Here is a 25897-nt window from a genome sequence, read left to right as displayed (position 1 = left end):
AGAGAGGCTCCCCCACCATGCGCAGAACCGCTGCCGCCGCCCTCGCCGCCGTCCTCCTGCTGCCGCTGGCCGCCTGTGCCAACGACGCCGCGACCTCGCACAACGGGGCCGCCCCCGCCGGGAAGAAGGTCGACGGGCCGACCGTCAAGATCATGGTCGGCGGCCTGGACAAGGTCATCTACCTGCCCGCGATGCTGACCCAGCGGCTGGGCTACTTCGCCGACGCCGGGGTCAACGTCGAGCTGCTGAGCGAGCCGGCCGGCGTCAACGCCACCACCGCGCTGCTGGCGGGCGACGTGCAGGGCGCGGTCGGCTTCTACGACCACACCATCGACCTGCAGGCCAAGGGCAAGAGCGTCGAGTCGGTCGTCCAGTTCTCGCAGGCCCCCGGTGAGGTGGAGGTGGTCTCCGCGAAGCAGGCCGACGCGATCAGGTCCGGTGCGGACTTCAAGGGCCGCAAGCTGGGCGTGACCAGCATCGGCTCCTCCACCGACTTCCTGACCAAGTACCTGGCGGTCAAGAACGGCGTCGGCGCGAGCGAGTTCAGCCCGATCGCGGTCGGCGCGGGCCAGACCTTCATCGCCGCGCTCCAGCAGGGCTCGATCGACGCGGGCATGACCACCGACCCGACGGTGGCGAACATCCTGTCCAAGCAGCTCGGCACCGTGCTGTACGACATGCGCACCCCCGAGGGCTCGAAGGCGGCGCTCGGCGGGCTGTACCCGTCCTCCTCGCTGTACATGAACACCGCGTGGGTGGACGCGAACAAGGACACCGTGCAGAAGCTCGCCGACGCCTTCGTGAAGACCCTGAAGTGGATGAACACCCACACCCCGGAGGAGATCGCCGCCCAGATGCCCGCCGACTACGCGCAGGGCGGCGCCGCCGAGTACGCGGCCGCGATCAAGGCGACCCTGCCGATGTTCACCACCGACGGCGTGATGCCCGCCGACGGCCCGAAGACCGTCCTGTCGGTGCTGGCCGCCTTCCACCCGGACGTGCAGGGCAAGGAGGCGAGCATCGACCTGGCGAAGACCTACACCACCGAGTTCGTCGCCAGGGCCGCCGGCTGAACCACCGGCTGACGGCCGGTCACCGCGGCGGCCCCGCCCCCTTCCCGGACAGCGGGGGGCGGGGCCGCCGCCGTGCCGGGCCCGGGTCAGGACTTCATCACCTTGAGGACCTTGCCGGTGGCGCCCGCGGTGAGGTAGCCGCCGCCCCCGTAGTCGTCGGACAGGTAGTAGCGGACGGTGATCTCGTCGGCGAACCAGCCGTAGGTGATGATCAGGTAGCGCGACTTCGGCGCGGGGACGTCGAGCTTGTCCCGCGCGGTGGCCATCACGGTCGGGACCTGGTTCCAGTCGATCTTCTGCAGGTCGACCGGCTTGTCCTTGTCGCCGGTGAGGCCGCCGGTGGCCCGGGTGACCTTGCCGCCCCGGTAGGTGACGTTGTCGTAGTGCTTGGGGTTGTCCTTGGTCAGCACCTTGGCGGTGGCGAAGTCCGGGTAGACCACCATCTCGACCACGGTCGCCCCGCCGGTGGACGAGCGGATCGCGTCCACCATCCCGCGGGCCCCGTCCGGCGTCAGCAGGTCGCCGCCCGCGGCGGGCGAGGCGGGCGCGGAGGGCGAGGGGCTGTCCTCGCCGTCCGGCCCGGGGGTGGCGGGCGGCAGGGCCCCGGCGGTGGCCGGGGCCGTGACCTTCGCGGTGGGGAGGCGGCCGCCGTTGGCCTTCTTCGCGTCGAACAGCCTCGGCCCGAGCGTCCACCCCAGCAGCCCGAGCACCGCGACCCCGGCCACCACCCCCGCCAGCACCGGCCCGGTGCGCCCCCGCACCCGCTGCGGACGCTCCGGGCGGACCGTCTCGGTCGGGGTGTACGGGCCGGTGGACGCGTACGCGTGCGGACCGGTCGGGGCGTGCGGGCGGGCGCCGTCGGTCTCGGTCCGGCCGTACGGGGGCGGCGTGTTGGTCTCGGTCGGCGAGAAGGCGGGACTGCCGCCGAGGGTGCCGTCGACGCCCTGCTCGGCGGCGGCGAGCAGCCGGTCCAGGCGGGCGGCGTCGGGCCGCTCGGCCGGGTTCCGGGACAGCAGGGCCACGAGGGTCGACCCGAGCGCGCCGGAGCGGACCGGCGGCGGCAGCGGCTGGTCGAGGACGGCCGCGAGGGTGGCGATGCTGGTGGCGCGGCGCAGCGGGTGGTGGCCCTCGACGGCGACGTACAGCGTCATGCCGAGCGACCACAGGTCGGAGGCCGGGTCGCCCTCGTGACCGCGGATGCGCTCGGGGGCGATGTACTCGGGCGAGCCGATCAGGGCGCCGGTGGCGGTGAGGCTGGTGGACTCGCTGAGCGCGGCGATCCCGAAGTCGGTGAGGACGGGCGTGCCGTCGGTGCGCAGCAGCACGTTGCCGGGCTTGACGTCGCGGTGCTGGATCCCGGCGGCGTGCGCGGCGGTGAGCGCGGCGAGCAGGCCGCGGCCGATCCGAGCCGCCTCCTGCGGCGGGAGCGGGCCGCGGGTGATCCGGTCGTGCAGCGAGCCGCCGGGGACCAGCTCCATCACCAGCCAGGGGTGCGCGAGTTCGGGGCTGTCGACGATGTGGTGGATCGTCACCACGTTGGGGTGCTGCAGCCGGGCCAGCGCCCGGGCCTCGCGCAGGACGCGCTCGCGCAGCTCGTGCGCGGCGGCGGGATCGGCGGCGAGCATCGCCGGGTCCGGCGGCCGGACCTCCTTGAGCGCGACCTCCCGCTCCAGCAGCGCGTCCCTGGCCCGCCAGACCAGCCCCATCCCGCCGCCCCCGAGCCGCGCCAGCAACTCGAAGCGGCCGTCGATCAGTTGGCCGCCCGGCCCCGCTGTCGTCATGCCGCCCATCGTAGGGGCCCGCCCCGACACCCCTCGCACCCGCCCGCGCCCGTTCCCGCACCTCACAACCGCGGTGGACGAACGACCCGGGCCGCTGCCGGGTCAGCCCCGCGGGGCGCCCAGCCACCGACCGCCGACGGAGAAGACCCGGCGCCACCACGCGGGGTCGGCGTCGGCGGGCACCGGGACGAGCATCGACTCGGCCTCGCGGCGCAGCAGTTCGGCCTGCGGCGGGGTCAGGCCCCGGCAGGCCCGGAGCAGGAGGGTGATCTCGGCCGAGAGCCGCGGGTCGAGGTACGGCTCCGGGTCGGGGGCGACGCCGACGATCGCGCCGAGGACGCCGGGGTCGATGCCGAGCAGCGCGGCGAAGCCGCTGACCAGCCGCGGCGTCAGGGGGACCGTGCCCCGGGCGATCCCCACGACGGTGGGGGCGGACAGGCCGACCCGCCCTTCCGTCATGTGCACCAGCGCCCAGTTGATCTGCATCGGGCCCGGCAGGCAGCGGTTCAGCCGGACCAGCTCGACGAGCACGGCCCCGCCGCCCTCGTGGTCGCCCCGGAGCCGCTCGACCCGCGGTGCCGACCGGTCACGCGACTGCCGCGCCGCGAAGCGGGTGAGGTGGGCACGCTGTTCGGCGGACAGCGCCAGCGCGACCCTCAGCGTCCAGGCGACGTCGCGCCCGGTCCCCCGGCCGGTCCCGACGTGCCCGACCGGCCCGACCGACGGCTCCGGCCCCGACGCCGCCACCGGCTCCGGCTCCGGCACCCGCGCGATCACCCGCAAGTCGTCCGAGTGCAGCCCCAGCACCGGGGCCAGGACGTCCGCCTGCCGCGCCGAGGGCGGTGCCCCGTCCAGCAGCGCCCGCACCGCGGCCGCCGGGAGCCCGGCCCGTTCGGCGAGTTCGTCGATCCCGACCCGGCGGTGCGTCATCAGGCGGCGCAGCACGCCCGGGAAGTCCGTTCCGACCGCTGTCACGTCGCCGTCCCCCTCGCCGTTCCGGTGCGGTGGCCAGGCTACCCGGCCGGGGCGTCGGGAGCGGGTGGGAGGATCGCGGCCGTGGAGAACACGGACGACGAGCTGGTGCGCTGGTACCGGGGCCGGATGGTGACCGGGCCGTTCCCGGCGTTCGACGGGGCCGGGGCGGCGGTGCTGGAGCGGGAGACCGGGCGCCCGCTGCCGGGGCCGTACCTCGCCTTCCTGCGGGCCGCCGGGGGCTCCGGGCTCGACTACGCGGTCCACCTGCCGGAGTGCGGGCCGGAGCCGCTGCACGCCTTCGACGAGCTGTACGCGCTCGGCCCCGACGCCGACGGGCGGTACGGCTCCGGCACCCTGCTGGGCGAGTACCGGCGGTACGACGCGGAGCCGGAGTTCCGCAGCCTGCTGCCGATCGCCCGCAGCGGCGGCGGGGACACCCTGCTCCTGGACCTGAACCCGGCGACGTACGGGCGGCTGTGCGCCGCCGTGTCCGGCGTTCCGTGGCCGGGGCGGCTGTCGCACGCGGTGTTCACCGAGGTCGCCCCGGACTTCGACGCCTACCTCGACGCGCTGGTCCTCGACCCGGACACGGCGGAACTGAGCTGGGAGGACGCCTCCGCCCTCGACCCGGCGGACCCGTGGCGCCGGGTGGTGGAGGCCCGGCTCGACCGGGAGCTGCCGCACTGGCGGGCCGAGCCCTGGGCGGACGGGCAGGCGCACTGACGGCGCGTCGGGCGACGGGCCCGGAGGGGTCGGTCAGCACGATCCGGCGCCACGGGTCCGCGCTGCGGCGAGGTCAGCCGGAGGTCCGGAGCGCGGCGAGGCGGGCGAGCGGACCGGTCGGGTCGGTGGGGTCGGTGGTCGGGTCGGAGAGGGCGCAGGCGGTGCGGACGGCGGCGTCGTGGGCGGCGGCGAGGGCGTCCAGGCGGGTCAGGCGGGTGCGGCCCCGGCGGGAGAGGTGGGCGGTGATCCGGCGCCGGTCCCGGTCGTCCTGGCGGCGGTAGGCCAGCCCGGCGTCGGCGAGGGCGTCCACCAGGCGGCTCAGGCTGGCCTGCGGGATGAGCAGGGCCTGCGCCAACTCGCCCATCGTGCGGCCCCGTTCGTCCGCGAGGGCGCGCATCACCCGCCACTGGTCGACGGTGCAGTCCTCCTCGGCGAGGGCGGCGGCCAGCCCGGCGGTGAGACGGCGGTGGGCGAGCGCGACGAGTTCGACCAGCAGCGGCGCCGGAGCGGCCGCGCCCGACGTGACGGCGTCCGGCCCGGTGGCCTCCTGCCCGGTGGCGTTCGCGGACATCCGCCCTCCCGTTCCGATCCCTTGCTGCGGCCCGCCGGGGTTCCCCGGGGCGGGCGCCTTGACCATACTCGCACCGGTGAGGACGCAGTGATGCTGGACGCCAGGCTGGTCGACCCGCTCGACGCGCTGCACCTGGGACGGGAGGACGGCGCGTTCCGGGTCGGCCTCGTCGTGCCGCAGTCCGGGACGCTCGGCCTGACCGGCCCGTCCGCGCTGGACGGCGCACTGCTGGCCGCGCACGAGGTGAACGCCCGCGGCGGGGTGCTGGGCCGCCCGCTGGAGCTGGTGCTGGTGGACGGCGGGGGCGCGCCGCAGCCGGTGGCCGCGGAGGTGCGCCGCCTGCTCGCGGCGGGGGCGCTGGACGCGCTGGCCGGGTGCCACACCAGCGACGTGCACCGGGCGGTGGAGGCGGTGGCCGCCGAGCGGGTCGCGTACGTGTTCACCCCGCCGCACGAGGGCGGCTCCCGGCGGCCGGGCGTGCTGTGCACCGGCATCGCCCCGGAGGCCCAACTCGGCCGCGCGATCGTCGAACTGACGGAGTGCCACCACCTGCGCCGGTGGGCGCTGATCGGCAACGACTACATCTGGCCGCGCACCGTGCACCGGGCCGCGGCCCGGCTGGCGGCGGGCGCCGGGGCCCGGGTGGTGCTGGAGCGCCGGGTCGCGTTCGGCGCCGTCGAGCGGTCGGTGGAGCCGCTGCTGGACGGGCTGCGCGCGGCCCGCGCGGACGCGCTGCTGCTCAGCCTGATCGGGCGCGACCAGGTGGTGTTCCACCGGGCGCTGCGCCGCAGCGGGCTGGACCGGCGCCTGGTGCGGCTGTCCGGCGCGCTGGAGGAGAACGGCCTGCTGGCCCTGGGCGGCGACGGCACCGGCACGCTGTACGCGGCGATGCCCTCCTTCGCGACGCTGCCCGAGGAGCCGCGCCAACGGCTGGCCGAGCGCCACCGCGCGCTGTGCGGCCCGTGGGCGCCGGTGCTGGACGCGTACGCGGTGGGCCTGTACGAGGGCCTGCACCTGCTGGCGACACTGGCCGCCCGGCGCGCCCTGGAGCCCGCGGGCCTGGCCCGGGCGGCGGCCCCGCTGCTGCGCGCGGCGCGGCGCACGGTGCACCTGGCCCGGGCCGAGGGCGCGGGCTTCACCGTCCTGACCTGAGCCGTTCCCCGCCCCGTCCCCGGCCGCCCGGCGCGCCGGGCGGCCGTCCCGCGCGCCGAGAAAACCCTTCCATCTGGAAATACTTGCCCCTACAGTCTCCCCCACACCCGCTGGTCCGCCACCGAGAGGGAGCACCATGGCCGACACGCCCGCGCCGCAGGGCATCGAGAGCTACGGCTACCACCAGGAGTTGCGCCGCTCACTGACCTTCACCGACCTGCTCGTCTACGGGCTGCTGTTCATGGTGCCGATCGCGCCGTTCGGCATCTTCGGCAGCGTCTTCCAGGGCTCCGGCGGCATGGTGGCGCTGGCGTACCTGCTGGGCATGGTGGCGATGGCGTTCACCGCGCTGTCGTACGCCCAGATGTCGCGGGCCTTCCCGATGGCGGGCTCGGTGTACACCTACGCGGGCCGCGGGATCGGCGCGCCGGTGGGCTTCCTGGCGGGGTGGATGATCCTGCTGGACTACGTGCTGGTGCCGGGCCTGCTGTACCTGGTCGCCGGGGCGGCGATGAACTCGCTGGTGCCCTCGGTGCCGGTGTGGCTGTGGGTGGTCGCCTTCGTGCTGCTCAACACCGCGGTCAACTACCTGGGCATCGAGACCACCGCCCGGGTCAACAAGGCGGTGCTGGTCGGCGAACTGGTGGTGCTGGCGCTGTTCGTGGTGGCCGGGGTGGTCGCGCTGGCGGACGGCCGGGGCCGGGGCTTCGACCTCACGCCGCTGTACGACGGGCACACCTTCTCCTGGAGCCTGGTGTTCGGCGCGGTGTCGATCGCGGTGCTCAGCTTCCTCGGCTTCGACGGCATCTCCACCCTCGCGGAGGAGAACCGGGACTCGGCGAAGGCGATCGGCCGGTCGATGGTGGTCGCGCTGCTGCTGGCGGGCACCCTGTTCATCGTGCAGACCTGGGTGGCGTCGCTGCTGGTCACCGATCCGGACGCGCTGGTGCGGGACGGCGACCCGGACGGCACCGCCTTCTACGACGCGGCGCGCACCGCCGCGGGCGGCTGGCTGGCCACCCTGACCGCCGCCGCGACCGCCGTGGCCTGGGGCTTCGCCAACTCGCTGGTCGCACAGGCGGCGACCAGCCGCCTGCTGTTCGCGATGGCCCGCGACCGCCAGCTGCCCGCCTTCCTGGCGAAGGTCCACCCGACCCGCCGGGTGCCGGTCAACGCGACCCTGCTGACCGCCGGGGTCTCGCTGGGGCTCGGCCTCTGGATGACCTCCCGGGACGACGGCATCACCCTGCTCGGCTCGCTGGTCAACTTCGGCGCGCTGACCACCTTCCTGGTGCTGCACGTCGCCGTGGTCGTGCACCACTTCGTCCGCCGACGCAGCCGGGACCACTGGCGCCACCTGGTCGCACCGGTGCTGGGCTTCGCGATCCTGGCGTACGTGGTGGTCAACGCGAACATCGCGGCGCAGCGCCTCGGCTTCGTCTGGCTGCTGGTCGGCGCCCTGGTGCTGACCGGGCTGGTGGCGACCGGCCGCCGCCCCGTCCTGTCCGTCGCCGAACCCTCCCCCGCCACCACCGCCCCCGTCGAGGAGACCCCGTGACCCTGCCCGAGCCCGTCCGCCTCTCCCCCGGCCCGGAGGACTGGTCCTACACCTTCGGCGGGCGTGCGCCGCTGCTGACCGTCCCGCCCGGCAGCATCCTGGAGCTGACCACCGAGGACTGCTTCGGCGGCAGGGTCCGCGGCGTCGAGGACCTGCCCAGCCGGGTCTGCGTCTTCCCGTACCTCAACCCGGTGACCGGCCCGGTCGCGGTGGCGGGCGCCGAGCCGGGGGACGTGCTGGCGGTGCACTTCGTGGAGATCACCCCGGCCCGGGACCGCGGCTTCTCCAGCACCTTCCCGCACTTCGGCGCGCTGACGGCCACCCACCGGACGGCGATGCTGCACCCGCCGCTGGAGGAGCGGGTCTGGGCGTACGACCTGGACGTGGCGGCGGGCCTGTGCCACTTCCGGGCCCGGAACGGCGAGTTCACGCTGGCGCTGCCGCTGGACCCGATGCACGGCACGGTCGGCGTGGCCCCGGCGGCCGGGGAGGTGCTGGCCTCGATCACACCGGGCGCGCACGGCGGCAACCTGGACACGCCCGAGATGCGGGCGGGCACCACAGCGTACTTCGGCGTCAACGTGGACGGCGCCCTGCTGGCGATCGGCGACGGGCACGCCCGGCAGGGCGAGGGCGAGGTGTGCGGGACGGCGGTGGAGGCGGCGATGCGCACCACCGTGGTGGTCGACCTGGTCAAGGGCGGCGGCCCGGCCTGGCCCCGGCTGGAGAACGACGACTTCCTGATCAGCACCGGCTCGGCCCGGCCGCTGGAGGACGCGTTCCGGATCAGCCAGCACGACCTGGTCGGCTGGACGGCCGAACTCCTCGGCCTGGACCAGCTGGACGCGTACCAGCTGGTCAGCCAGACCGGCCTGGCCCCGGCGGCGAACGTCTGCGACACCGACTACACGATGCTCGCCAAGCTGCCGAAGTCCGTCCTGGGCCGGGCCCGGGCGTACGACGGCCTGCACGAGCGGCTGCGGGCGACGGCGGCGGCGTACCTGCGGGCCCGGTGACGCGCCGCGCCCGCCGGATCTGCGATCGTTGCAGGTGAAGGCACACGCGCGCGTGTGCGAACCCACCGTCGAGGAGCAGCAGTCGTGATCTTCATCGCCGTCAAGTTCACCGTCCGGCCCGAGCACAGCGCGGACTGGATCGAGCGGGTCGCGGAGTTCACCTCCGCGACCCGCGCCGAGGAGGGGAACGTCTTCTTCGAGTGGTCCCGCAGCGTCGACGACCCGCACCAGTACGTCCTGCTGGAGGCGTTCCGGGACGGCGAGGCGGGCGCCCGGCACGTCGAGTCGGAGCACTTCAAGACCGCGATGGCCTGGATGCCCGACTTCATCACCCGCACGCCGGAGATCGTCAACGTCGAGGTCCCCGGCACCGGTTGGAGCGCGATGGCCGAACTCAGCCCGCGCGGCTGACCCCGCGCGCCGACGCCTGGCCCCGGGTCAGGCGTCGGCCGTCCGGTCCTGCTTGCGGGAGGCCAGCAGGCTCGCGACGGTGGTCACCGCCAGCACCACCACGATGAAGCCCAGCGAGAACGCGATGCCGATCTCCGGCACGTGCACGCCGCTCTCGTGCAGCGCGTGCAGGATCAGCTTGACGCCGATGAAGCCGAGGATCACCGACAGCCCGTACGACAGGTAGACCAGCCTGGTCAGCAGGCCGCCGATCAGGAAGTACAGCTGGCGCAGGCCCATCAGCGCGAAGGCGTTGGCGGTGAAGACGATGTACGCGTCCTGGGTCAGGCCGAAGATCGCCGGGATGGAGTCGAGGGCGAACAGCATGTCGGTGGTGCCGATCGCCAGCATCACCGTCGTCATCGGCGTCATCAGCCGACGGCCGTCGATCCGGACGAACAGCTTGGTGCCGTGGTACTCGTCGGTGGACGGCACCCGCTTCTTGATCATCCGCAGCAGCCGCCCCTCCTCGAACTCCTCCTCCGTCTTGTCCTGCCCGGCCTCCCCGAGCAGCTTGACGGCCGTCCAGACCAGGAACGCGCCGAAGAAGTAGAAGACCCAGGAGAACTCGGCGACCAGCGCCGCGCCGCCCGCGATGAAGACCGCCCGCAGCACCAGGGCGATGATCACGCCGAACATCAGCACCCACTGCTGGTAGATCTTCGGCACCGCGAACTTGCCCATGATCAGGATGAACACGAACAGGTTGTCGACGCTCAGCGACTTCTCCGTGACGTACCCGGCGAAGAACTCCACCCCCGACTTCGACCCGCCGTACCACCAGACGAACCCGCCGAACAGGCCCGCCAGCACCACCCACACGGTGGTCCAGATCCCGGCCTCCTTGATCGAGACCTCGTGCGGCTTGCGGCCGCCGATGAAGAAGTCGGCCACCACCAGCGCGATCAGCACCGCGATGGTGGCGGCCCACAACCCTGCGGACACGTCCATGACCGTCTCCTCCTCGCAGCCCCGGGCGGGGCGGTCGGGCACGGGAAGCACCATCCTGACCGCCGAAGATCGATCCGCCCCCGCGACACACCCGCACGGGCCGTCGGACCGGCCCCGGCTACGCTCACCCCGTGACCACCACCTGGACGGCCGGGGCCCTCGGCGTCCTGCCCCTCCCCTCCGGCCGGCTCGTCCGCGGCCGCGGCCTGCGCCGCCCGCTCCCCGACGGCCCGCCGCCCGCCTTCGCCCTCCACCTGCTGGGCCGTCAACCACCCGCCGTCGCCTGGGAGTCCCGCTGGGTGCGCTGGCCCGACTTCCGGCTGCCCGCCGACCGCGCGGACGCCGCGGACGCCCTGCGCGAAGCCTGGGCCCGCGCCGCCCACGAGCGGGTCGAGGTCGCCTGCGGCGGCGGCCGGGGCCGCACCGGCACCGCCCTGGCCTGCCTCGCCGTCCTCGACGGCGTCCCCGCCACCGAGGCGGTCGCCCACGTCCGCGCCCACTACTCCCCGCACGCCGTGGAGACGCCCTGGCAGCGCCGCTTCGTCACCCGCTTCCGGTGACCCGGATTCCGGACGGGAACTGACCGCTGCGGTCCGTAGCGTGGAGGCAGGCCACCGCCCCGAGGAGAGGAACCGCGCCGCGTGAACGACGTGCTGCCCGTCCGCACCCTGAACCGGACGCTGCTGGAGCGACAGTTCCTGACCGCCCGGACCGAGCGGCCCGTGCTGGAGGTGGTGGAGCACCTGGTGGCGTTGCAGGGGCAGGAGCCGAACTGGCCCTACCTGGGGCTGTGGACCCGGGTCGCGGGGTTCCGGCGGGAGGAGCTGGCGGCGCTGCTCGCGGACGGGCGGGTGGTGCGCTCGGCGTCGCTGCGCAGCACCCAGCACCTGTCGGGCGGCCCGGACTTCGAACGCTGGCGGCCGCTGCTCCAGCCGGTGCTGGACCGCACCTCGCGGGCCCGGTACTTCGCCCCGGCCACGGACGGGCTCGACCTGGACGAACTCGCCGCCACCGGACGGGAGTTGCTGGCAGGCCGGACCCTGTCGCGGCAGACCCTGGCCGCCGAGCTGGCCGCCCGCTACCCGGGGCGGGACGGCAAGCTGCTGGCGGGCGCGGTGCAACTGCGGGTGCCGGTGCTGCAGGGGCCGGACAGCGCCGCCTGGGGTGGCTGGGGCACCCGGCCGAACACCTCGCTGACGCTCGCCGGGCAACGGGCCGACGAGCCGCGGACCGACGGGCGGTCGGCGGGCGGGCGGTCGGCGGGCGGGCTGTCGGTGGGCGGGCTGTCGGCGGGCGCGGCGGTGCTGCGCTACCTGGCGGCGTTCGGCCCGGCCGGGGTGCAGGACTTCCGGGCCTGGTCCGGGCTGACCCGGATGCGGCCGGTCTTCGAGGAGCTGCGGCCCCGGCTGCGGGTGTACCGCGACGAGCGGGGCACCGAGCTGTTCGACCTGCCGGACGCGGCGCTCGCCGACCCGGCGCGGCCCGTCCCGGTGCGGTTCCTGCCCGCGTACGACAACCTGCTGCTCGGGCACGCGGACCGCACCCGGGTGCTCGCCGACCGGGACCGCCCGCGGGTGATGCCGGGCTCGGCCCGGGTCCGGCCGACCTTCCTGCTGGACGGCTTCGTCGCGGGCACCTGGGCGGTCGCGGGCCCGGAGCTGCTGGTCTCCCCGTTCCGTCCGCTGACGGACGGGGAGGCCGGGGAGGTGGCGGCGGAGGCCGGACGGCTGGCGGCGTTCCTCGGGCCCGGGCAGCGGGTGGTGCTCGGTACCGCCGACTGACCGGCCGTCGGTCCACGCCCGCCACCAGGGCGGTGGCGCCGTCGCGGCGCCCGACGGAGGCGTAGCGCTCGACGGAGGCGTAACGCTCGACGGAGACGTAACGCCCGAGGCGTAGCGCTCGGCCTCGGCGTGCAGGGCCCGGACGGCCGCGGCGGGGCGGAGGCGGGCGGGGTGGCTCGGGGGCGGCCGCGCGGGTGGTTCGCGACGCGTCCCCCACCCGGACCGGTGGCGGTGCGGTCCTCCCGGTCGGCGACGGACGTCGGCACCCGCCGGTACCGCCTCCGGTCCGGCCGAGGGCGACGGCGGATGACCCGATCGGATGACCGCGCGGCGGCCCCGACCGCCCGTCCGACGCCCCGACCGCCCGTCCGACGCCCCGCCGACACCGCAGCCACCGGTGCCGACGGGGCGTCAACCTCCCTCCTGCGCCCGCCGCCCCGCGGGCCGGGGCCGCCGTCGCGGGCCCCTATGCTCGGCCTCCCACACCACCGAACAGGGACTCACCGAGCAGGGGCGATCAGTGGACGGACAGGTCCGGGTGGACCCGCAGGAGCTGCGGGCGTCGGCGGCGGCCGCGCGGAACATCGGCGAGGAGTTCCGGCCCCCCGCCGACACCGCCACCGCGGCCGGACGGGCGGCCGGGGGCGCACTCGCCGGGTGGTCGATCGGGCCGGGACTGCACCGGTTCGCCGACGACTGGGCACCGGTGCTCGGCACCCTGGCGGAGCGCCTGACCGGCACCGCCGCGGCGCTGGAGGCCACCGCCCTAGCCCACGAGCGCAACGACCACCGGATCGCCGACACCTGGCGGCTGCCGTGAGCGCCACGAGCACCGCGAGCACCGCGAGCCCCACGGGCACCGCCGGCGCCACGAGCGGCGACTTCGCCCTGCTGTGCCGCTTCGACCCCGCCGCCCTGCGCGAGGCCGCCGCGGGCTGGCGGCGGCTGTCCGCCGCCGCCGAGGAGGCCCACCAGCAGCACCGGCTGCGGGTCGACGGCCCGCTGCGCGGGCACTGGCAGGGCGCGGACGCCGACGGCGCCTTCCGCACGATGGCCGGCACCGAGCGGCAGCTGGACGTCGTCCGGGTCGAGGCCGCGTCCGCCGCCCTGGCGCTGGAGACCGTCGCGGAGCGGATGGACCAGGCCAGGACCGACCTGTCCAACGCCCTGCGGCGGGCCGACGAGTGGCGGCTCCCGGTGGCGGAGGACGGCACCGTCGGCCTCCCCGCGCAGTCCCCCGCCGACCGCCACGACCCCGACGCCCGCGCCCGGCAGCAGCAGGACCTGCTGCTGCGGGCCCAGCTCCAGCAGCGCGTCGACACCGCCCTGGCCGCCGCCCGCGAGGCCAGCGACCGGGGCGCCCGCGCCCTCGGGGAGCTCGGCGCGAACGTGCTCACCCGGCCCCGGCTCTTCGGGTCGCTGCGCGAGTGCGCCGCCGACGCCCGGCTGGTGGCGGCCGACCTCGGCCTCGCCACCCCGTACGTGCCCGACAACGGGGACCCGGCCCGGTCCGCCGCCTGGTGGCGCTCCCTGACGCCGGAGCAGCAGCAGAGCCTGCTCGCCCTGCACCCCGAGCTGGTCGGCCCGCTCGACGGCCTGCCCGCGACCGTCCGGGACCGGGCCAACCGACTCGTCCTGGCGCAGCGGCTCGACGGCCTGGAGGAGGGGAACGCCCGGGGCTCCGGCCTGACGTACGAGCAGTGGGGCAGCCTGCAGTCCGGCCTGCGTGCGCTCGCGGAACGGCTCGACGGCGGAGGCGGGGAACGCGGGGAGCAGCCGTTGCTGCTCCTGGCGCTGGACCCGGACGGCGACGGCCGGGCCGTGGTGGCCAGCGGCGACCCGGACACCGCCGACCACACCGCCGTCCTGGTGCCCGGCACCGGCACCACCCTGCACCAGGTGCCCGGCCAGCTCGACCGCGTCGGCCTGCTGCGGGACGCCGCGCAGCAGGCCGCGGGCCCCGGGCAGCGGGTCGCCGTGGTCTCCTGGCTCGGCTACGACGCCCCCGAGGCGGACGGCAGCGTGCTGACCACCGACCGGGCCGAGGCCGGGGCCGCGGACCTGCGCCGCTTCACCGGCGGCCTGCGGGTCGCCGGGGACGGGCACCGCAGCCACCTGACCGTCATCGGGCACAGCTACGGCACCACCACGGTCGGCGCGGCCGCCGCGGGCGGGGCGGGCCTGCAGGCCGACGACATCGTGGCGGTGGCCAGTCCCGGGATGGCCGCCGAACACGCGGCCGACCTGCACCTCGACCCCACCCACGTCTGGGCCGGCACCGCCCGCGACGACGGCGTCTCCCTCGCCACCGGCACCACCCTGGGGCCGGACCCGACCCTCCCCGCCTTCGGCGCCCGCAGCTTCGGCATCGACACCTCGGGGCACAGCGGCTACTGGGACCCCGGCAGCGAGAGCCTGGCCAACCAGGGCCGGATCATCGCCGGACGGACCCCGCACCCGAGCGGCCCCCACTGACAGCGAGGATGTCCATGAGCGTCTCCCCGCAGGACCCGACCCGCCCGCGGACCGACCCCGACGAGCCGCTGCCCGTGATGGCGCGCGGCGACGCCGCGTCCTGGGCCCGGGAGTTGATCGCGTACCTGGCCCGGAGCGCGGGCCTCGTCCTGGCCCCGGGGAGCGTCCGGCCGTTCTTCGGCACCTGCACCGGCCGGAACGGCGAGCGCGCCGGGGACGGCCGCTACACCCTCGCCCAGCACGCCGACGGTCCCCTCCCGGCGGCCCGGCACCCGGCCGCCGTCCGCGCCCTGCGGGCCGTCCTGGAGCGGGACGGCTTCACCGTCACCGCCTACCGGGAGACCGTCGACGGCCGGCCGGACGCGCTGCTGTACGCCCGGCACCCGGCGGGCCGCTACTTCCTCGACCTCGGCACCGGCGGCGGCACCGACCGGTTCGTCCTCACCGTCCGCACCCGCTGCCTGCGACCGCCCGCCGACCCGTCCTGACCGGCATCGTCTCCCGAGCACCACGGTCCCGACGCGCGGACGACCACCGCGCCCCGTCCGCCGACGGGGCGCGGTGGCGCCGGGGGGGTGTGCGGCCTCAGAGGCCGGTGCCGTAGTAGCCGCCGACACCGCGGCGGTAGTCGCGGTCCATGGCGTGGGTCTCGTGGTGGTACTCCGGGGCGTTCTTGATCTCGTCCTTGCTGCGGTCGACCCAGACCGTCTTCTCGCCCTCGTCGATGAGCCGGATGACGCCCGCCGGGAGCAGCACGGTGCGGCCGAAGATCCACGGGCCGGTGTCGACCACGATGTGGCCGTCCTCGGCCTCGTAGGAGTGCTTGTCGACCTTGCCGATGTGCCCGTCGGTGGCCTCGACCCGGAAGCCGGTCAGGTCGACGCCCGGGTTGTAGCCCTCGGCGTTCTCGTAACCCCACATGCCGTCGCTCACAACTGCCTCCTTGTCACGGGGAGTTCGTCGGTCTGCGGTTCGGCTGCCCGGTTCCGGCCGGGGCATGCGCGGCTTTTCGGCGGATTCGGGCGGGAACGGTCAGCGGGACGGCGGCGGGGGCGGGGCGGCGGGTTCGAGGCGGGCGAGCCAGCCGGTGAGCAGGGTCTCCAACTGGGCGGCCTCGGCGGGGGTGAGGGCGGCGAGGAGGCGGTGCTCGTTGCGGATGTGGTCGGTGAAGGCGCGGTCGATCAGTTCGCGTCCGGCCCCGGTGAGGGCGACGACCCGGCCGCGGCGGTCCTCGGCGGCGGGGCGGCGGGTGACCAGCCCGGCCCGTTCCAGGCGGTCGATGCGCTTGGTGACGGCGCCGGTGGTGACCATGGTGTGGGCGGCGAGCTCACCGGGGGCGCGTTCGTAGGGGGCACCGGCCCGGCGGAGGGCGGCGAGCACGTCGAACTCGCCCTCGCCCAGGTCGTAGCGGGCGTAGACGGCGCACAGCTCGTGGGTGAGCAGGGTGGCGACCCGGTGCAGGCGGCCGATCACGCCCTGCGGGGCGACGTCCAGGTCGGGGCGTTCGCGCCGCCAGGCGGCCTGGATCCGGGCGACGTGGTCGGGCGGGCGCTCCGCGGACTCCCCCGCGGACGGCTCCGTGTGCTGCTCCATGGGGCCAGCATAGCGCCACTCTCTTCCACGGAAGCTATATTGTCTTCCATGGAAGCCATGTTCCGGTGGGGCGCGCTCACCGCCCTCGCCCCGGTGGCCTGGGGCGCCAACTACTACGTCACCCACCACTACCTCCCCGCCGACGCCCCGCTCTGGGGCGCCGCCCTGCGCGCCCTCCCCGCCGGACTGCTGCTGCTCGCCGCCGCCCGCCGCCTGCCCCGCGGGGACTGGTGGTGGCGGGCCGCGGTGCTCGGGGTGCTGAACACCTCCGCGTTCTTCGTCCTGGTCTACCTGGCCTCGCAGTGGCTCCCGGCAGGCACCGCCGCCATGGTGATGGCCCTCTCCCCGCTCGCCCTGACGCTCTGCGCCTGGCTGCTGGCCGGTGAACGCCCGCGGCCCGCCCAGCTCTCCGGCGGCGCGGTCGGCGTCGGCGGCGCGGCCCTGATGCTGGGCGGCGACGCGGGCCCGGTGGACGGGGCGAACGGCCTGCCGGGACTGCTCGCCTCGCTGGGGGCACTGCTCGCCTCCTCGGTCGGCTACGTGCTCGCCAAGCGCTGGGCCGCGCCCGCGGACGGCGGCGGCACGCCGGGCGTACTGGCTTCCACCGCCTGGCAGTTGACGCTCGGCGGGCTGCTCCTGCTGCCGGTCGCCGCCCTGTCCGAGGGGGCGCCCCCGGCGCTGGACGGCAGCGCGTCGGCCGCCTTCGGCTACACCTCGCTGGTCGCCACCGCGCTGGCCTTCCTGGTCTGGTTCACCGGCCTGCGCCGACTCCCCGCCGCCACCGTCGGCCTGATCGGCCTGCTCAACCCCGTCACCGGCGTCCTGCTCGGCACCGCCCTGGACGGCGAACCGCTGGGCCCCGCCCGACTCCTCGGCATGGCCCTGGTCGCCACGGGCCTCCTCCTCGGCCGCCCCCGCCCCACCCGCACACCACCCCGCCCGCGGACCGGGCACCCTGACGCCCCGTCCGCCCGCCGGACAGCAGCCGCCCAGCGGTCCGGGCCGCCGCCCGGGCCCTGAACGGGGCCCGGGCGGCGACCGGGGGCGGGCCCGGGCGGTGGGTTCAGGGGCGGGACGGGCCGGCGCCCGCGCCGGTGGCGGTGATGGCGGCGGCGATCGCGTCCCGGTCGGCGTCGGTGAGCTGCAGGGATCCGGCACCGATCCAGTCGGCGACCTGGTCGGGGCGGCGGGCGCCGACGATCGCGCCGGTGACGCCGGGCCAGGAGAGCGTCCAGGCGAGGGCGACGGCGGAGACCGTGGTGCCGTGCGCCGCGGCGATCGGGCGCAGTGCGTCGACCAGGGCGAGGTTGGCGGCCAGGCCGGTGGTGAACTCGGGGAAGCCCTTGCGCCAGTCGTCGTCCGGCAGGGCCGCGACCCGCTCGGCGCTGAACGCCCCGGTCAACAGGCCGGAGTGGAGCGGCTGGTAGACGATCGCGCCGGTGCCGTGGGCGTGCGCCCAGGCGAGTTCGGGCGCGGCCTCCCGGTGCAGCAGGCTGAACTGGGGCTGGATCGCGTCGACGTGCGCGACCGCCTCGGCGGCGGCCAGTTGCGCGGTGTCGTGGTTGGACAGCGCGATCGCCCGCACCTTGCCCTCGGCCTTCAGCTCGGCCAGCACCGCCCAGTACTCCTCCAGCGCGGTGGCGTGCCGGGCGGTGGCGACGGGGTCCTCGTCGGGGCCGAAGGTGAGCAGCGCGCCGTCGCCGGGCCAGTGCGCCTGGTAGAGGTCGATCCGCTCGACGCCCAGGCGGCGCAGCGAGTCCTCCAGTTCGGCCCGGATGCTGGCGGGCTTGAGCAGCTTGCGCGGGGCGCGGTCCGGGGCGGCCGGGTCCCACACCAGGCCGACCTTGGTGAAGACGTAGGGGCGCTCGGACTCGGGCAGGGCGGCGATCGCCTTGCCGACGACCTCCTCGGAGTGGCCGAGCCCGTACACCGGCGCGGTGTCGATCCAGTTCACCCCGGCCTCGACGACCCGGTGGACGGTCGCGATCGAGTCGGCGTCGTCCTGGGCGCCCCAGGCGAAGCTCCAGCCGGCCCCGCCCAGCGCCCAGGCGCCGAAGCCGATCCGGCTGATGTCGAGGTCCGTGCCGCCGAGGCGGGTGGTGGGAAGAGCGTTCATGGCTGCGGGTTCCTCACGTTCGGGTGTCCGGTGGTGCGTCACCCATCCTCACGGCCGCGCACACCCCCACCCAGGGCTCCGCTCGTCCCCGGTACCGCCCAACCTGGGTCTGCCAGAACCCCCATCGGACCCGCACCCCGCACGACGCGACGGGGGGCCCGGCCGCAGGGGGGGAACGACCGGGCCCTCGTCCGCCGCACCCGACGCCTGCCCGGCGCACGCTCCTTCATGCCTGCGACTTTTCCGGCGCCCCGCGGCCCCGTCCGTCCGGCCCCCGTCCACCCGTCCGTCCGGCCCGGCCCGTCGGGCCGGTTCACTAGGATCACGGGCATGAACCGACGAGCCGACCTCGGTGCCTTCCTGCGCTCCCGCCGCGCCCGGATCCGTCCGGAGGACGCGGGGTTGCGGGGTTTCGGCGAGCGGCGGCGGGTACCGGGCCTGCGCCGGGAGGAGTTGGCCCAGCTCGCCGGGGTGAGCGCCGACTACTACACCCGGTTCGAGCAGGGCCGGGCCGAGAACGTGTCCGACGCGATCGTCGACGCCGTCGCCCGGGCGCTGCGCCTGGACCGGGTGGAGACCGGTCACCTGCACCGGCTGGTGCGGGCCACCGACGGGCCGCTGCCGGCGCCCGTGCAGCAGGTGCGTCCGGGCCTGCGCCGGCTGATGGACTCGATGCCGCACACCCCGGCGTACGTGGTGGGCCGCCGGACCGACGTGCTGGCCTGGAACGCGCCGATGGCCGCCATGATGGTCGACTTCGCGGCGCTCCCGGCCGAGCGGCTCAACAAGGCGTGGCTGGTCTTCTGCCACGAGGAGCTGCGCAGCCGCTTCGTCGACTGGGAGGCGAAGGCCCGCGACATCGTCGCCTACCTGCGGCTCGACCTCGGCCGCCACCCCGGCGACCCCGCGTACCCGGCGCTGGTCGCGGAACTGTCCGAGCGCAGCGGCGAGTTCCGGCGGCTGTGGGAGCAGCAGGAGCTCCGGGAGAAGACCCACGGCACCTACCACCTGCGCCACCCCGCGGTCGGCGAGTTCACCGTCGCGTACGAGAGCCTGACCCTGCCCGGCGACCCCGACCAGACCCTGGTGACGTACACCGCCGAGGAGGGCTCCCCCTCGCAGGCCGCGCTGCACGTGCTGGCCGAACTCGCCGCGCCCTCGGAGCTGTCCGGCCGTTCCTTCACCCCGGCCGGGTCCCGTCCGGACGCCTCCTGACGGGCGACGGGCCGGTGCTCCGACGGGGCGTCAGTTCGCTTGCGTGACGGATGGATGACAGTTCCGTGGCAACGCCCGCGCGACCCCTACCCGTCGGTCACTCCGCGGACTAGCGTGCGCCCGAACTTCCGATACCCACTGTCAGGAAGAGGCCCAGGTGCCCGCTGCCCCCGTTCCGCGCCGATGGCGTTCGGCCGTCCTCGCCGTGCTCGCCTCCACCGCGCTGCTGCTCGGCGCCCTCACCGCCCAGCCCGCCGCCGGGGCCGCCGCCGGGCCCGCCCCCACCGCCGGGGACCCGTGCCTGGGGCAGTGCCAGGACATCCTGACGGCGGGCGAGAACGGGCACGCCACGCTGGCCGGGATCCTGCTGCACCAGAGCGTGGGCACCCGCCCGGCGCACTCGGCGGACCAGGTCGACGCGTACGACGCGCTGCTGCACGACTACAGCGGCCTGACGCCGGACCAGCTGTCGGCGTACTTCAACGACGCCTCGTTCGGGGTGCCCGCCGGGCAGGTGGAGAGCACCACCACGCCGCGCGCCGGGGTGACCATCACCCGGGACAAGGCGACCGGCACCCCGCACGTCAAGGGCGTGACCCGCTCGGACACCGAGTTCGGCGCCGGGTACGCGGCCGGGCAGGACCGGCTCTGGCTGATCGACGTGCTGCGGCACGTGGGCCGCGGCCAGTTGTCCTCGTTCGCGGGCGGCGCGCCGGGCAACCGGGCGCTGGAGCAGAGCCTGTGGGCGGTCGCCCCGTACACCGAGGCGGACCTGCAGCAGCAGATCGACCGGGTGAAGGCGTCCGGCCCGCGCGGCGCCCAGGCCTGGCAGGACGTGCAGGACTACGTGGCGGGCCTGAACGCCTTCGCGGCGGCCGACGTCGCGGCCGACACCTACCCGGGCGAGTACGTGCTGACCGGGCACGGGTCGACCGTCGAGCCGTTCACGCCCACCGACGTGGTGGCGATCTCCTCGGTGATCGGGGCGATCTTCGGCGGCGGCGGGGGCGGCGAGGTCGGCAACGCACTGGCCCGGCTCGCCCTGCGGCAGCAGTACGGCACCGAGGCGGGCGACCGGGCGTACGCGGCCTGGCGGGCCGAGGACGACCCGGAGGCGACGGCCACCGTGCACGACGGCACCGCCTTCCCGTACGCGGCCTCGCCCGCCGCCCCGGTGGGCACCGCGCTGCCGGACCCGGGGTCGGTCACCGAGCTGTCGCACGCCGCGAACGCCACCGGATCCGCCGGGACCACGGCCGCCCCGGCCGCCGAGGGCGTGCTGCCCGCCGACCTGATCACCGCGAAGAAGGGCATGTCGAACGCCCTGCTGGTCTCCGGCGCGCACACCGCCTCCGGGCACCCGGTCGCCGTGTTCGGCCCGCAGACCGGCTACTACGCGCCGCAGATCCTGATGGTGCAGGAGCTGGACGGCCCGGGCCTGCGCAGCCGGGGCGCGTCCTTCCCGGGTCTGAGCTTCTACGTGGAGATCGGCCGCGGCCTGGACTACTCCTGGAGCGCGACCTCCGCCAACCAGGACATCACCGACACCTTCGCGGTCGACCTGTGCGAGCCGGGCGGCGGCACCCCGTCCACCTCCTCCCCCGGCTACCTGCTGGACGGCACCTGCACCCCGTTCGAGCGCCTGACCAGGCACAACGCCTGGCAGCCGACCACCGCGGACTCCACCGCGGCGGGCGCCTACGACCTGGTGACGCTGCGTTCGGCCTACGGGCTGGTCACCCACACCGGGACGGTCGGCGGGCGGCCGGTGGCGTACACCGCGCTGCGCTCCACCTACCGGCACGAGGTGGACTCGGTGATCGGCTTCCAGCAGTTCAACGACCCGGCGGCAATCACCTCGGCGGCGGCGTTCCAGCGGGCCGCGCAGGACATCGGCTACACCTTCAACTGGTTCTACGCGGACGCCGACCACACCGCGTACTACAACTCCGGCGCCGAGCCGCTGCGCGCCCCCGGCACCGACCCGGACCTGCCGGTCCTGGCCCGCCCGGCCTACACCTGGCAGGGCTGGGACCGGGCCACCAACACCCCCGCGGTCGAACCGCCCGCCCGGCACGCGCAGTCCACCGACCAGGACTACTACGTCAGTTGGAACAACAAGCAGGCCCCGGGCTTCACCTCCGCCTGGGGCAACGGCGCCGTCCACCGGGCCGACCTGCTGGACACCCGGGTGAAGGCGCTGGTGCAGCGCGGCGGCGTCACCCGCACCGACCTGGTCAAGGCGATGGAGGACGCCGCCAACGTCGACCTGCGGGCCGAGCGGGTGCTGCCCGAACTGCTCGCGGTGCTGGACTCGGCGCCGGTCGCCGACCCGGCGGCGGCCGGCGCCGTCGCCGAGCTGAAGGCCTGGGCGGCGGGCGGCTCGCACCGGCGCGAGGCGAGCAGGGGCGCGGGCGCGTACACCGACGCGGAGGCGATCCGGGTGCTGGACGCCTGGTGGCCGCTGCTGGTCGAGGGCGAGTTCCGGCCCGGCCTGGGCGACGGCGCGTGGCGGGCGCTGACGGCCGTCGCGCCGATCAACGAGACGCCCTCCGGCGGGCAGTTGGGCACCACCTCCGGCGGCAGCGACATCGCGGCGGGCGAGGCGCACAAGGGCTCGGCGTTCCAGCACGGCTGGTGGTCGTACGTGGACAAGGACCTGCGCACGGTGCTCGGCCGCCCGGTCGCCGGGCCGCTGGAGAGGGCGTACTGCGGCGGCGGCGCGCTCGACGCCTGCCGGCAGGTGCTGCTGACCACCCTCGCCCGGGCGGTGGCGACCCCGGCGACCACCACGTACCCGGCCGACAAGTACTGCGCGGCGGGCGACCAGCTGTGCGCCGACTCGATCGTGCACCGGGCGATGGGCGGCATCACCGTCCCGCGGATCGCCTGGCAGAACCGGCCGACCTACCAGCAGGTGGTGGAGTTCCCGGCCCGCCGCACCGACGACCTGACCAACCTGGCCCGCGGTGCGACCGCCACCGCCTCCGACTACCAGGACGCGGTCGTGGTCGCCTACCCGCCCAGGCAGGCCGTCGACGGCAACCCCGGCACCCGCTGGGCGTCCAAGACGGTGGCCACCGCCTGGCTGGACGTCGACCTGGGCGGCGTCCGCAGGGTCGGCCGGGTCGTCCTCGACTGGTCCGACCAGTACGCCACCGCCTACCGCGTCGACGTCTCCACCGACGGCACCACCTGGCGCACCGTCTACTCCACCACCACCGACCGCGGCGGCCTGGAGAACCGCGCCTTCAGCCCGGTCGACGCCCGCCACGTGCGGGTGGTGATGCTGGCCCGCGGCACCGACAACCGCTACTCGCTCGACGAGGTAGGGATCTACGCCAAGTGACCCGGCCGTAGCAGGGCCCCTGCCACTGCCCGGCCTCAGTCCGGGTAGTGGCAGGCGGCGGTGTGGTCGACGCCCGGGGCCGCGGGGAGGGCGGGGGGCGTCTCGGTGGCGCAGCGGGTGCGCCGGTCGGGGGTGAGGGTGGGGTGGACGGGGCAGCGGGTGCGGAAGGGGCAGCCGAGGTGGCGTTCGGCCGGGGAGGGCGGGTCGCCGGCCAGCAGCAGGCGGGGGCGGGCGCGTTCGGCGGGCGGGTCGGGGAGCGGGACGGCGGCGAGCAGGGCGCGGGTGTAGGGGTGGCGGGGGCGGTCGAGGACGCGGGCGGCGGTGCCGCTCTCGACGGTGCGGCCGAGGTACATGACGGCGACCCGGTCGGCGAGGTGGCGCACCACCGCCAGGTCGTGGGAGACGAACAGGTAGGCGAGGCCGAGTTCGGCCTTGAGCTGCTGGAGCAGGTTGAGCACGCCCGCCTGGACGGAGACGTCGAGGGCGGAGACGGGTTCGTCCAGGACCAGCAGGTCGGGGCGGACGGCGAGGGCGCGGGCGATGGAGATGCGCTGGCGCTGGCCGCCGGAGAACTCGTGCGGGTAGCGGTCGGCGTGCGCGGGGTCGAGGCCGACCTGGCGCAGCAGTTCGGGGACGCGGCGGCGGGCCTCCGCCTTCGGGGTGCGCTGGGCGAGCAGGGGTTCGGCGAGCACGTCGCCGACCGGCATCCGCGGGTCGAGGGAGGCCGCCGGGTCCTGGAAGACGATCTGGACGCGGGAGCGCAGCCGCCGGACGGCGGCCCGGTCGAGGGTGGCGGTGTCCTGGCCGAGGAGTTCGATCCGGCCGCCCTGCGGGGCGGCCAGGCGCAGGATCTCGTACAGGGTGGTGGACTTGCCGGAGCCGGACTCGCCGACCAGGCCGAGCGTCTCGCCCTGCCGGACGTCGAGGTCGACGCCGTCGACGGCGTGCACCTCGCCCGCCCGGCGGCGCAGCAGGCCGCCGCGGTGGCGGGGGAAGCTGCGGGTCAGGCCGCGGACGGTGAGGACGCTGTCGCGGGCGGCCCGCGGGCGGGGGACGGCGGCGGGCAGGGCCGGGACGGGGTAGACCTCGGCGGGGGCGGGCCGGGTCGCGGCGAGGTGGTCGGCCCGGACGCAGGCGGCGCGGTGCTCACCCGGGCCGGAGCCGATGTCGGCGTCGGTGCCGGTGAGCGGGGGTTCGGCGGTGCGGCAGCGGTCCTCGACGAGCGGGCAGCGGTCGGCGAACGCGCAGCCGGGGCCGGCGGGTTCACCGGCGGCGGGCGGGCGGCCGGGGATCGGGACGAGCGGGCCGCCGCGGCCGTCGGGCCGGGGGACGGCGCCGATCAGGCCGAGGGTGTAGGGGTGGCGGGGTGCGGCGAACAGCTCGTCGACGGGGGCGGTCTCGACGATCCGCCCGGCGTACATGACGGCGACCCGGTCGGCGCTGCCCGCGATCACCCCGAGGTCGTGGCTGACCAGGACGAGGGCGGCGCCGCTCTCCCGGCGGGCGGTGCGCAGCACGTCGAGGACCTGGGCCTGGATGGTGACGTCGAGGGCGGTGGTGGGTTCGTCGGCGAGCAGCACGTCGGGCTCGTTGGCCACCGCCATGGCGATCATGGCGCGTTGGCGCATGCCGCCGGAGAACTCGTGCGGGAAGGCGTCCAGGGCGCGGGCCGGGTCGGGGATGCCGACCAGGTCGAGGAGGTCGGCGGCGCGCCTGCGGGCGGCGGCGCGGCCGACGTCCTGGTGGATCCGGACGGCTTCGGCGATCTGGTCGCCGATCCGGTGGACGGGGGTGAAGGCGGACAGCGGGTCCTGGAAGACCATCGCGATGCGGCGGCCGCGGACGGTGGCGAGCTGCCGGGCGGGCAGGCCGAGCAGTTCGCGGCCGTCCAGCCGGACGGAGCCGCCGGTGCGGGCGGTGGCGGGCAGCAGGCCGAGGACGGCGAGCGCGGTGACGGACTTGCCGGAGCCGGACTCGCCGACCAGGCCGAGGGTCTCGCCGCGGTGCAGGTCGAGGTCGACGCCGCGGACCGCCGGGTGGCCGTCGAAGTCGACGGTGAGGCCGCGGACGGTGAGCAGCGGGGCGGTCGGGGTGGGCGGCGGGGTGGTCACGGTGTGCTCCGGCGGGCGGGGGTGGTGGGACGGCGGCGGCTTCTGCGCCGGGGGCGGTGGCGTCCGGCGGCGGCCGTCGGGTCGAGGGCGTCGCGCAGGCCGTCGCCGACCAGGTTGACGGCGAGCACGAACAGCACCAGCAGTCCGGCGGCGAAGTAGAACAGCCAGGGGAAGACGGGCGCGTCGGCGGCTCCGGCGGCCAGCAGGGTGCCGAGCGAGACGTCGGGTGGACGGACGCCGAAGCCGAAGTAGGAGAGCGCGGCCTCGCTCATCACGGCGCCGCCGACGGTCACGGTGGCGTCGATGATCAGGAAGGAGGAGACGTTCGGCAGCACGTGCCGCCAGATGATCCGGAACGGTCCGACGCCCATGTAGCGGGCGGCGGCGACGAATTCGCGCTCGCGCAGCGAGCGGGTCATCGAGCGGACCACCCGGGCGGTGACCATCCAGTTGAAGACGGCGAGCAGCAGCACGAAGGCGATCCAGCCGCTGCCGCGCAGCCGGGGCGAGAGCACCGCGATCACCAGGAAGGCCGGGAAGATCAGCAGCAGGTCGACCAGGAAGGTCAGCACCCGGTCGGTCCAGCCGCCGAAGTAGCCGGCGCAGGCGCCGACCAGCGAGGCCAGCCCGGTGGAGAGGACGGCCACCAGCAGCCCGATCACCAGCGACTTCTGCAGCCCGCGGACGGTCTGCGCGAACACGTCCTGCCCGAGCCCGTTCGTCCCGAACCAGTGTTCCCCGGAAGGGGGTTGGCGCAGGTTGGCGTAGTCGGGCGCGGCGTAGTCCCAGGGCGTCAGGTACGGCCCGACGAAGGCCAGCAGGAACAGCAGCCCCAGCACCACCAGCCCCGCCAGCGCCCCGCGCGAGCCGGCCAGCCGCCCGGCGGCCAGCCGCAGCCGCCCGCGCGGTGCGACCGGTTCATCGGTCAGCTGCTGTGCTACGGCCGTGAGTTCGGCGCTCATGCGGTCACCGTCCCGGGGCGGAGCGCCGACTTCCGTGCGGAGGAC

General features: G+C 75.7%; 23 protein-coding genes. 14 read left to right on the top strand and 9 right to left on the bottom strand.

Annotated elements, in window-relative coordinates; all coding sequences use genetic code 11:
* The first annotated feature begins 17 nt into the window (after positions 1-17).
* Positions 18-1073, top strand: coding sequence for an ABC transporter substrate-binding protein (locus QSK52_RS25580; RefSeq protein WP_285738500.1), 1056 nt, complete (start codon positions 18-20; stop codon positions 1071-1073).
* Between the two features lie 86 nt (positions 1074-1159).
* Here the strand turns inward: QSK52_RS25580 and QSK52_RS25575 are convergent, their stop codons facing one another.
* A complete protein-coding gene (locus QSK52_RS25575; RefSeq protein WP_285738499.1) occupies positions 1160-2854 on the bottom strand; it encodes a serine/threonine-protein kinase in 1695 nt (564 codons plus the stop codon).
* Between the two features lie 102 nt (positions 2855-2956).
* On the bottom strand, positions 2957-3829 hold the full coding sequence (locus tag QSK52_RS25570; protein WP_285738498.1) for a hypothetical protein: 873 nt from the start codon (positions 3827-3829) through the stop codon (positions 2957-2959).
* Between the two features lie 81 nt (positions 3830-3910).
* Here QSK52_RS25570 and QSK52_RS25565 point away from each other — a divergent pair, with 81 nt between their 5' ends.
* Complete coding sequence (locus tag QSK52_RS25565; protein WP_285738497.1) at positions 3911-4552, top strand: SMI1/KNR4 family protein; 642 nt, start codon at positions 3911-3913, stop codon at positions 4550-4552.
* 73 nt (positions 4553-4625) lie between these two features.
* Here QSK52_RS25565 and QSK52_RS25560 read toward each other — a convergent pair whose 3' ends face one another.
* The gene (locus QSK52_RS25560; protein WP_285738496.1) at positions 4626-5123 is read right to left on the bottom strand and encodes a MarR family transcriptional regulator; all 498 of its coding nucleotides are present in this window, start codon (positions 5121-5123) and stop codon (positions 4626-4628) included.
* Between the two features lie 90 nt (positions 5124-5213).
* On the opposite strand from QSK52_RS25560, the gene QSK52_RS25555 reads away from it, so the two are divergent.
* The 4 genes from QSK52_RS25555 (at position 5214) to QSK52_RS25540 (ending at position 9260) form a co-directional block, all read left to right on the top strand.
* Positions 5214-6275, top strand: a complete 1062-nt coding sequence (locus tag QSK52_RS25555; protein WP_285738495.1) for an ABC transporter substrate-binding protein — start codon at positions 5214-5216, stop codon at positions 6273-6275.
* A gap of 136 nt (positions 6276-6411) precedes the next feature.
* On the top strand, positions 6412-7833 hold the full coding sequence (locus QSK52_RS25550; RefSeq protein WP_285738494.1) for an APC family permease: 1422 nt from the start codon (positions 6412-6414) through the stop codon (positions 7831-7833).
* A complete protein-coding gene (locus QSK52_RS25545) occupies positions 7830-8849 on the top strand; it encodes an acetamidase/formamidase family protein (RefSeq protein ID WP_285738493.1) in 1020 nt (339 codons plus the stop codon). Before QSK52_RS25550 ends, QSK52_RS25545 begins: the two co-directional genes overlap by 4 nt.
* Before the next feature lie 84 nt (positions 8850-8933).
* Complete coding sequence (locus QSK52_RS25540; protein WP_285738492.1) at positions 8934-9260, top strand: putative quinol monooxygenase; 327 nt, start codon at positions 8934-8936, stop codon at positions 9258-9260.
* Positions 9261-9287: 27 nt separating this feature from the next.
* Here QSK52_RS25540 and QSK52_RS25535 read toward each other — a convergent pair whose 3' ends face one another.
* Entirely contained in the window at positions 9288-10250 is a 963-nt protein-coding gene (locus tag QSK52_RS25535; protein WP_285738491.1) for a TerC family protein, read from the bottom strand.
* 131 nt (positions 10251-10381) lie between these two features.
* Between QSK52_RS25535 and QSK52_RS25530 the strand changes: the two genes are divergently transcribed.
* The 5 genes from QSK52_RS25530 (at position 10382) to QSK52_RS25510 (ending at position 14994) form a co-directional block, all read left to right on the top strand.
* A complete protein-coding gene (locus QSK52_RS25530; protein ID WP_285738490.1) occupies positions 10382-10810 on the top strand; it encodes a protein-tyrosine phosphatase family protein in 429 nt (142 codons plus the stop codon).
* An 81-nt stretch (positions 10811-10891) separates the two neighbouring features.
* Positions 10892-12031: a winged helix DNA-binding domain-containing protein gene (locus QSK52_RS25525; protein ID WP_285738489.1), complete on the top strand. Its 1140-nt coding sequence runs from the start codon at positions 10892-10894 to the stop codon at positions 12029-12031.
* A gap of 520 nt (positions 12032-12551) precedes the next feature.
* Entirely contained in the window at positions 12552-12851 is a 300-nt protein-coding gene (locus QSK52_RS25520; protein WP_285738488.1) for a hypothetical protein, read from the top strand.
* Positions 12848-14506 (top strand): alpha/beta hydrolase, encoded by a 1659-nt coding sequence (locus QSK52_RS25515; RefSeq protein WP_285738487.1) that lies wholly within the window; start codon positions 12848-12850, stop codon positions 14504-14506. The genes QSK52_RS25520 and QSK52_RS25515 overlap by 4 nt, the downstream gene beginning before the upstream one ends.
* Before the next feature lie 14 nt (positions 14507-14520).
* Positions 14521-14994: a hypothetical protein gene (locus QSK52_RS25510; protein ID WP_285738486.1), complete on the top strand. Its 474-nt coding sequence runs from the start codon at positions 14521-14523 to the stop codon at positions 14992-14994.
* Positions 14995-15091: 97 nt separating this feature from the next.
* Here the strand turns inward: QSK52_RS25510 and QSK52_RS25505 are convergent, their stop codons facing one another.
* Together QSK52_RS25505 and QSK52_RS25500 are read right to left on the bottom strand one after the other, a co-directional pair.
* Positions 15092-15439 (bottom strand): PRC-barrel domain containing protein, encoded by a 348-nt coding sequence (locus tag QSK52_RS25505; RefSeq protein WP_285738485.1) that lies wholly within the window; start codon positions 15437-15439, stop codon positions 15092-15094.
* Between the two features lie 99 nt (positions 15440-15538).
* The gene (locus QSK52_RS25500) at positions 15539-16099 is read right to left on the bottom strand and encodes a MarR family winged helix-turn-helix transcriptional regulator (protein ID WP_285738484.1); all 561 of its coding nucleotides are present in this window, start codon (positions 16097-16099) and stop codon (positions 15539-15541) included.
* A 48-nt stretch (positions 16100-16147) separates the two neighbouring features.
* Between QSK52_RS25500 and QSK52_RS25495 the strand changes: the two genes are divergently transcribed.
* Positions 16148-17119, top strand: a complete 972-nt coding sequence (locus QSK52_RS25495; RefSeq protein ID WP_285738483.1) for a DMT family transporter — start codon at positions 16148-16150, stop codon at positions 17117-17119.
* A 43-nt stretch (positions 17120-17162) separates the two neighbouring features.
* On the opposite strand, the gene QSK52_RS25490 is transcribed toward QSK52_RS25495, so the two are convergent.
* The gene (locus QSK52_RS25490) at positions 17163-18215 is read right to left on the bottom strand and encodes an aldo/keto reductase (RefSeq protein WP_285738482.1); all 1053 of its coding nucleotides are present in this window, start codon (positions 18213-18215) and stop codon (positions 17163-17165) included.
* A gap of 330 nt (positions 18216-18545) precedes the next feature.
* Here QSK52_RS25490 and QSK52_RS25485 point away from each other — a divergent pair, with 330 nt between their 5' ends.
* Positions 18546-19430 carry a helix-turn-helix transcriptional regulator gene (locus tag QSK52_RS25485; RefSeq protein WP_285738481.1) on the top strand — a complete coding sequence of 295 codons (885 nt, stop codon included), beginning with the start codon at positions 18546-18548 and terminating at the stop codon, positions 19428-19430.
* Positions 19431-19587: 157 nt separating this feature from the next.
* On the top strand, positions 19588-22779 hold the full coding sequence (locus tag QSK52_RS25480; protein WP_285738480.1) for a penicillin acylase family protein: 3192 nt from the start codon (positions 19588-19590) through the stop codon (positions 22777-22779).
* Between the two features lie 35 nt (positions 22780-22814).
* Here QSK52_RS25480 and QSK52_RS25475 read toward each other — a convergent pair whose 3' ends face one another.
* Both QSK52_RS25475 and QSK52_RS25470 read right to left on the bottom strand, forming a co-directional pair.
* The gene (locus QSK52_RS25475) at positions 22815-24890 is read right to left on the bottom strand and encodes an ABC transporter ATP-binding protein (protein ID WP_285738479.1); all 2076 of its coding nucleotides are present in this window, start codon (positions 24888-24890) and stop codon (positions 22815-22817) included.
* A complete protein-coding gene (locus tag QSK52_RS25470) occupies positions 24887-25852 on the bottom strand; it encodes an ABC transporter permease (RefSeq protein ID WP_285738478.1) in 966 nt (321 codons plus the stop codon). The genes QSK52_RS25475 and QSK52_RS25470 overlap by 4 nt, the downstream gene beginning before the upstream one ends.
* Positions 25853-25897 lie beyond the last annotated feature (45 nt).

This window comes from Kitasatospora phosalacinea (assembly GCF_030268885.1).
Lineage (GTDB): Bacteria > Actinomycetota > Actinomycetes > Streptomycetales > Streptomycetaceae > Kitasatospora > Kitasatospora phosalacinea_C.
This window is presented reverse-complemented; position numbering and strand designations above follow the sequence as displayed.

What these genes read in the sequence shown, in the direction of transcription:
- QSK52_RS25580 (WP_285738500.1), top strand. Translation starts at nt 18, where the DNA reads ATGCGCAGAACCGCTGCCGCCGCCCTCGCCGCCGTCCTCCTGCTGCCG.
- QSK52_RS25575 (WP_285738499.1), bottom strand. Translation starts at nt 2,854, where the DNA reads ATGACGACAGCGGGGCCGGGCGGCCAACTGATCGACGGCCGCTTCGAG.
- QSK52_RS25560 (WP_285738496.1), bottom strand. Translation starts at nt 5,123, where the DNA reads ATGTCCGCGAACGCCACCGGGCAGGAGGCCACCGGGCCGGACGCCGTC.
- QSK52_RS25555 (WP_285738495.1), top strand. Translation starts at nt 5,214, where the DNA reads ATGCTGGACGCCAGGCTGGTCGACCCGCTCGACGCGCTGCACCTGGGA.
- QSK52_RS25550 (WP_285738494.1), top strand. Translation starts at nt 6,412, where the DNA reads ATGGCCGACACGCCCGCGCCGCAGGGCATCGAGAGCTACGGCTACCAC.
- QSK52_RS25535 (WP_285738491.1), bottom strand. Translation starts at nt 10,250, where the DNA reads ATGGACGTGTCCGCAGGGTTGTGGGCCGCCACCATCGCGGTGCTGATC.
- QSK52_RS25510 (WP_285738486.1), top strand. Translation starts at nt 14,521, where the DNA reads ATGAGCGTCTCCCCGCAGGACCCGACCCGCCCGCGGACCGACCCCGAC.
- QSK52_RS25500 (WP_285738484.1), bottom strand. Translation starts at nt 16,099, where the DNA reads ATGGAGCAGCACACGGAGCCGTCCGCGGGGGAGTCCGCGGAGCGCCCG.
- QSK52_RS25495 (WP_285738483.1), top strand. Translation starts at nt 16,148, where the DNA reads ATGGAAGCCATGTTCCGGTGGGGCGCGCTCACCGCCCTCGCCCCGGTG.
- QSK52_RS25490 (WP_285738482.1), bottom strand. Translation starts at nt 18,215, where the DNA reads ATGAACGCTCTTCCCACCACCCGCCTCGGCGGCACGGACCTCGACATC.
- QSK52_RS25485 (WP_285738481.1), top strand. Translation starts at nt 18,546, where the DNA reads ATGAACCGACGAGCCGACCTCGGTGCCTTCCTGCGCTCCCGCCGCGCC.
- QSK52_RS25470 (WP_285738478.1), bottom strand. Translation starts at nt 25,852, where the DNA reads ATGAGCGCCGAACTCACGGCCGTAGCACAGCAGCTGACCGATGAACCG.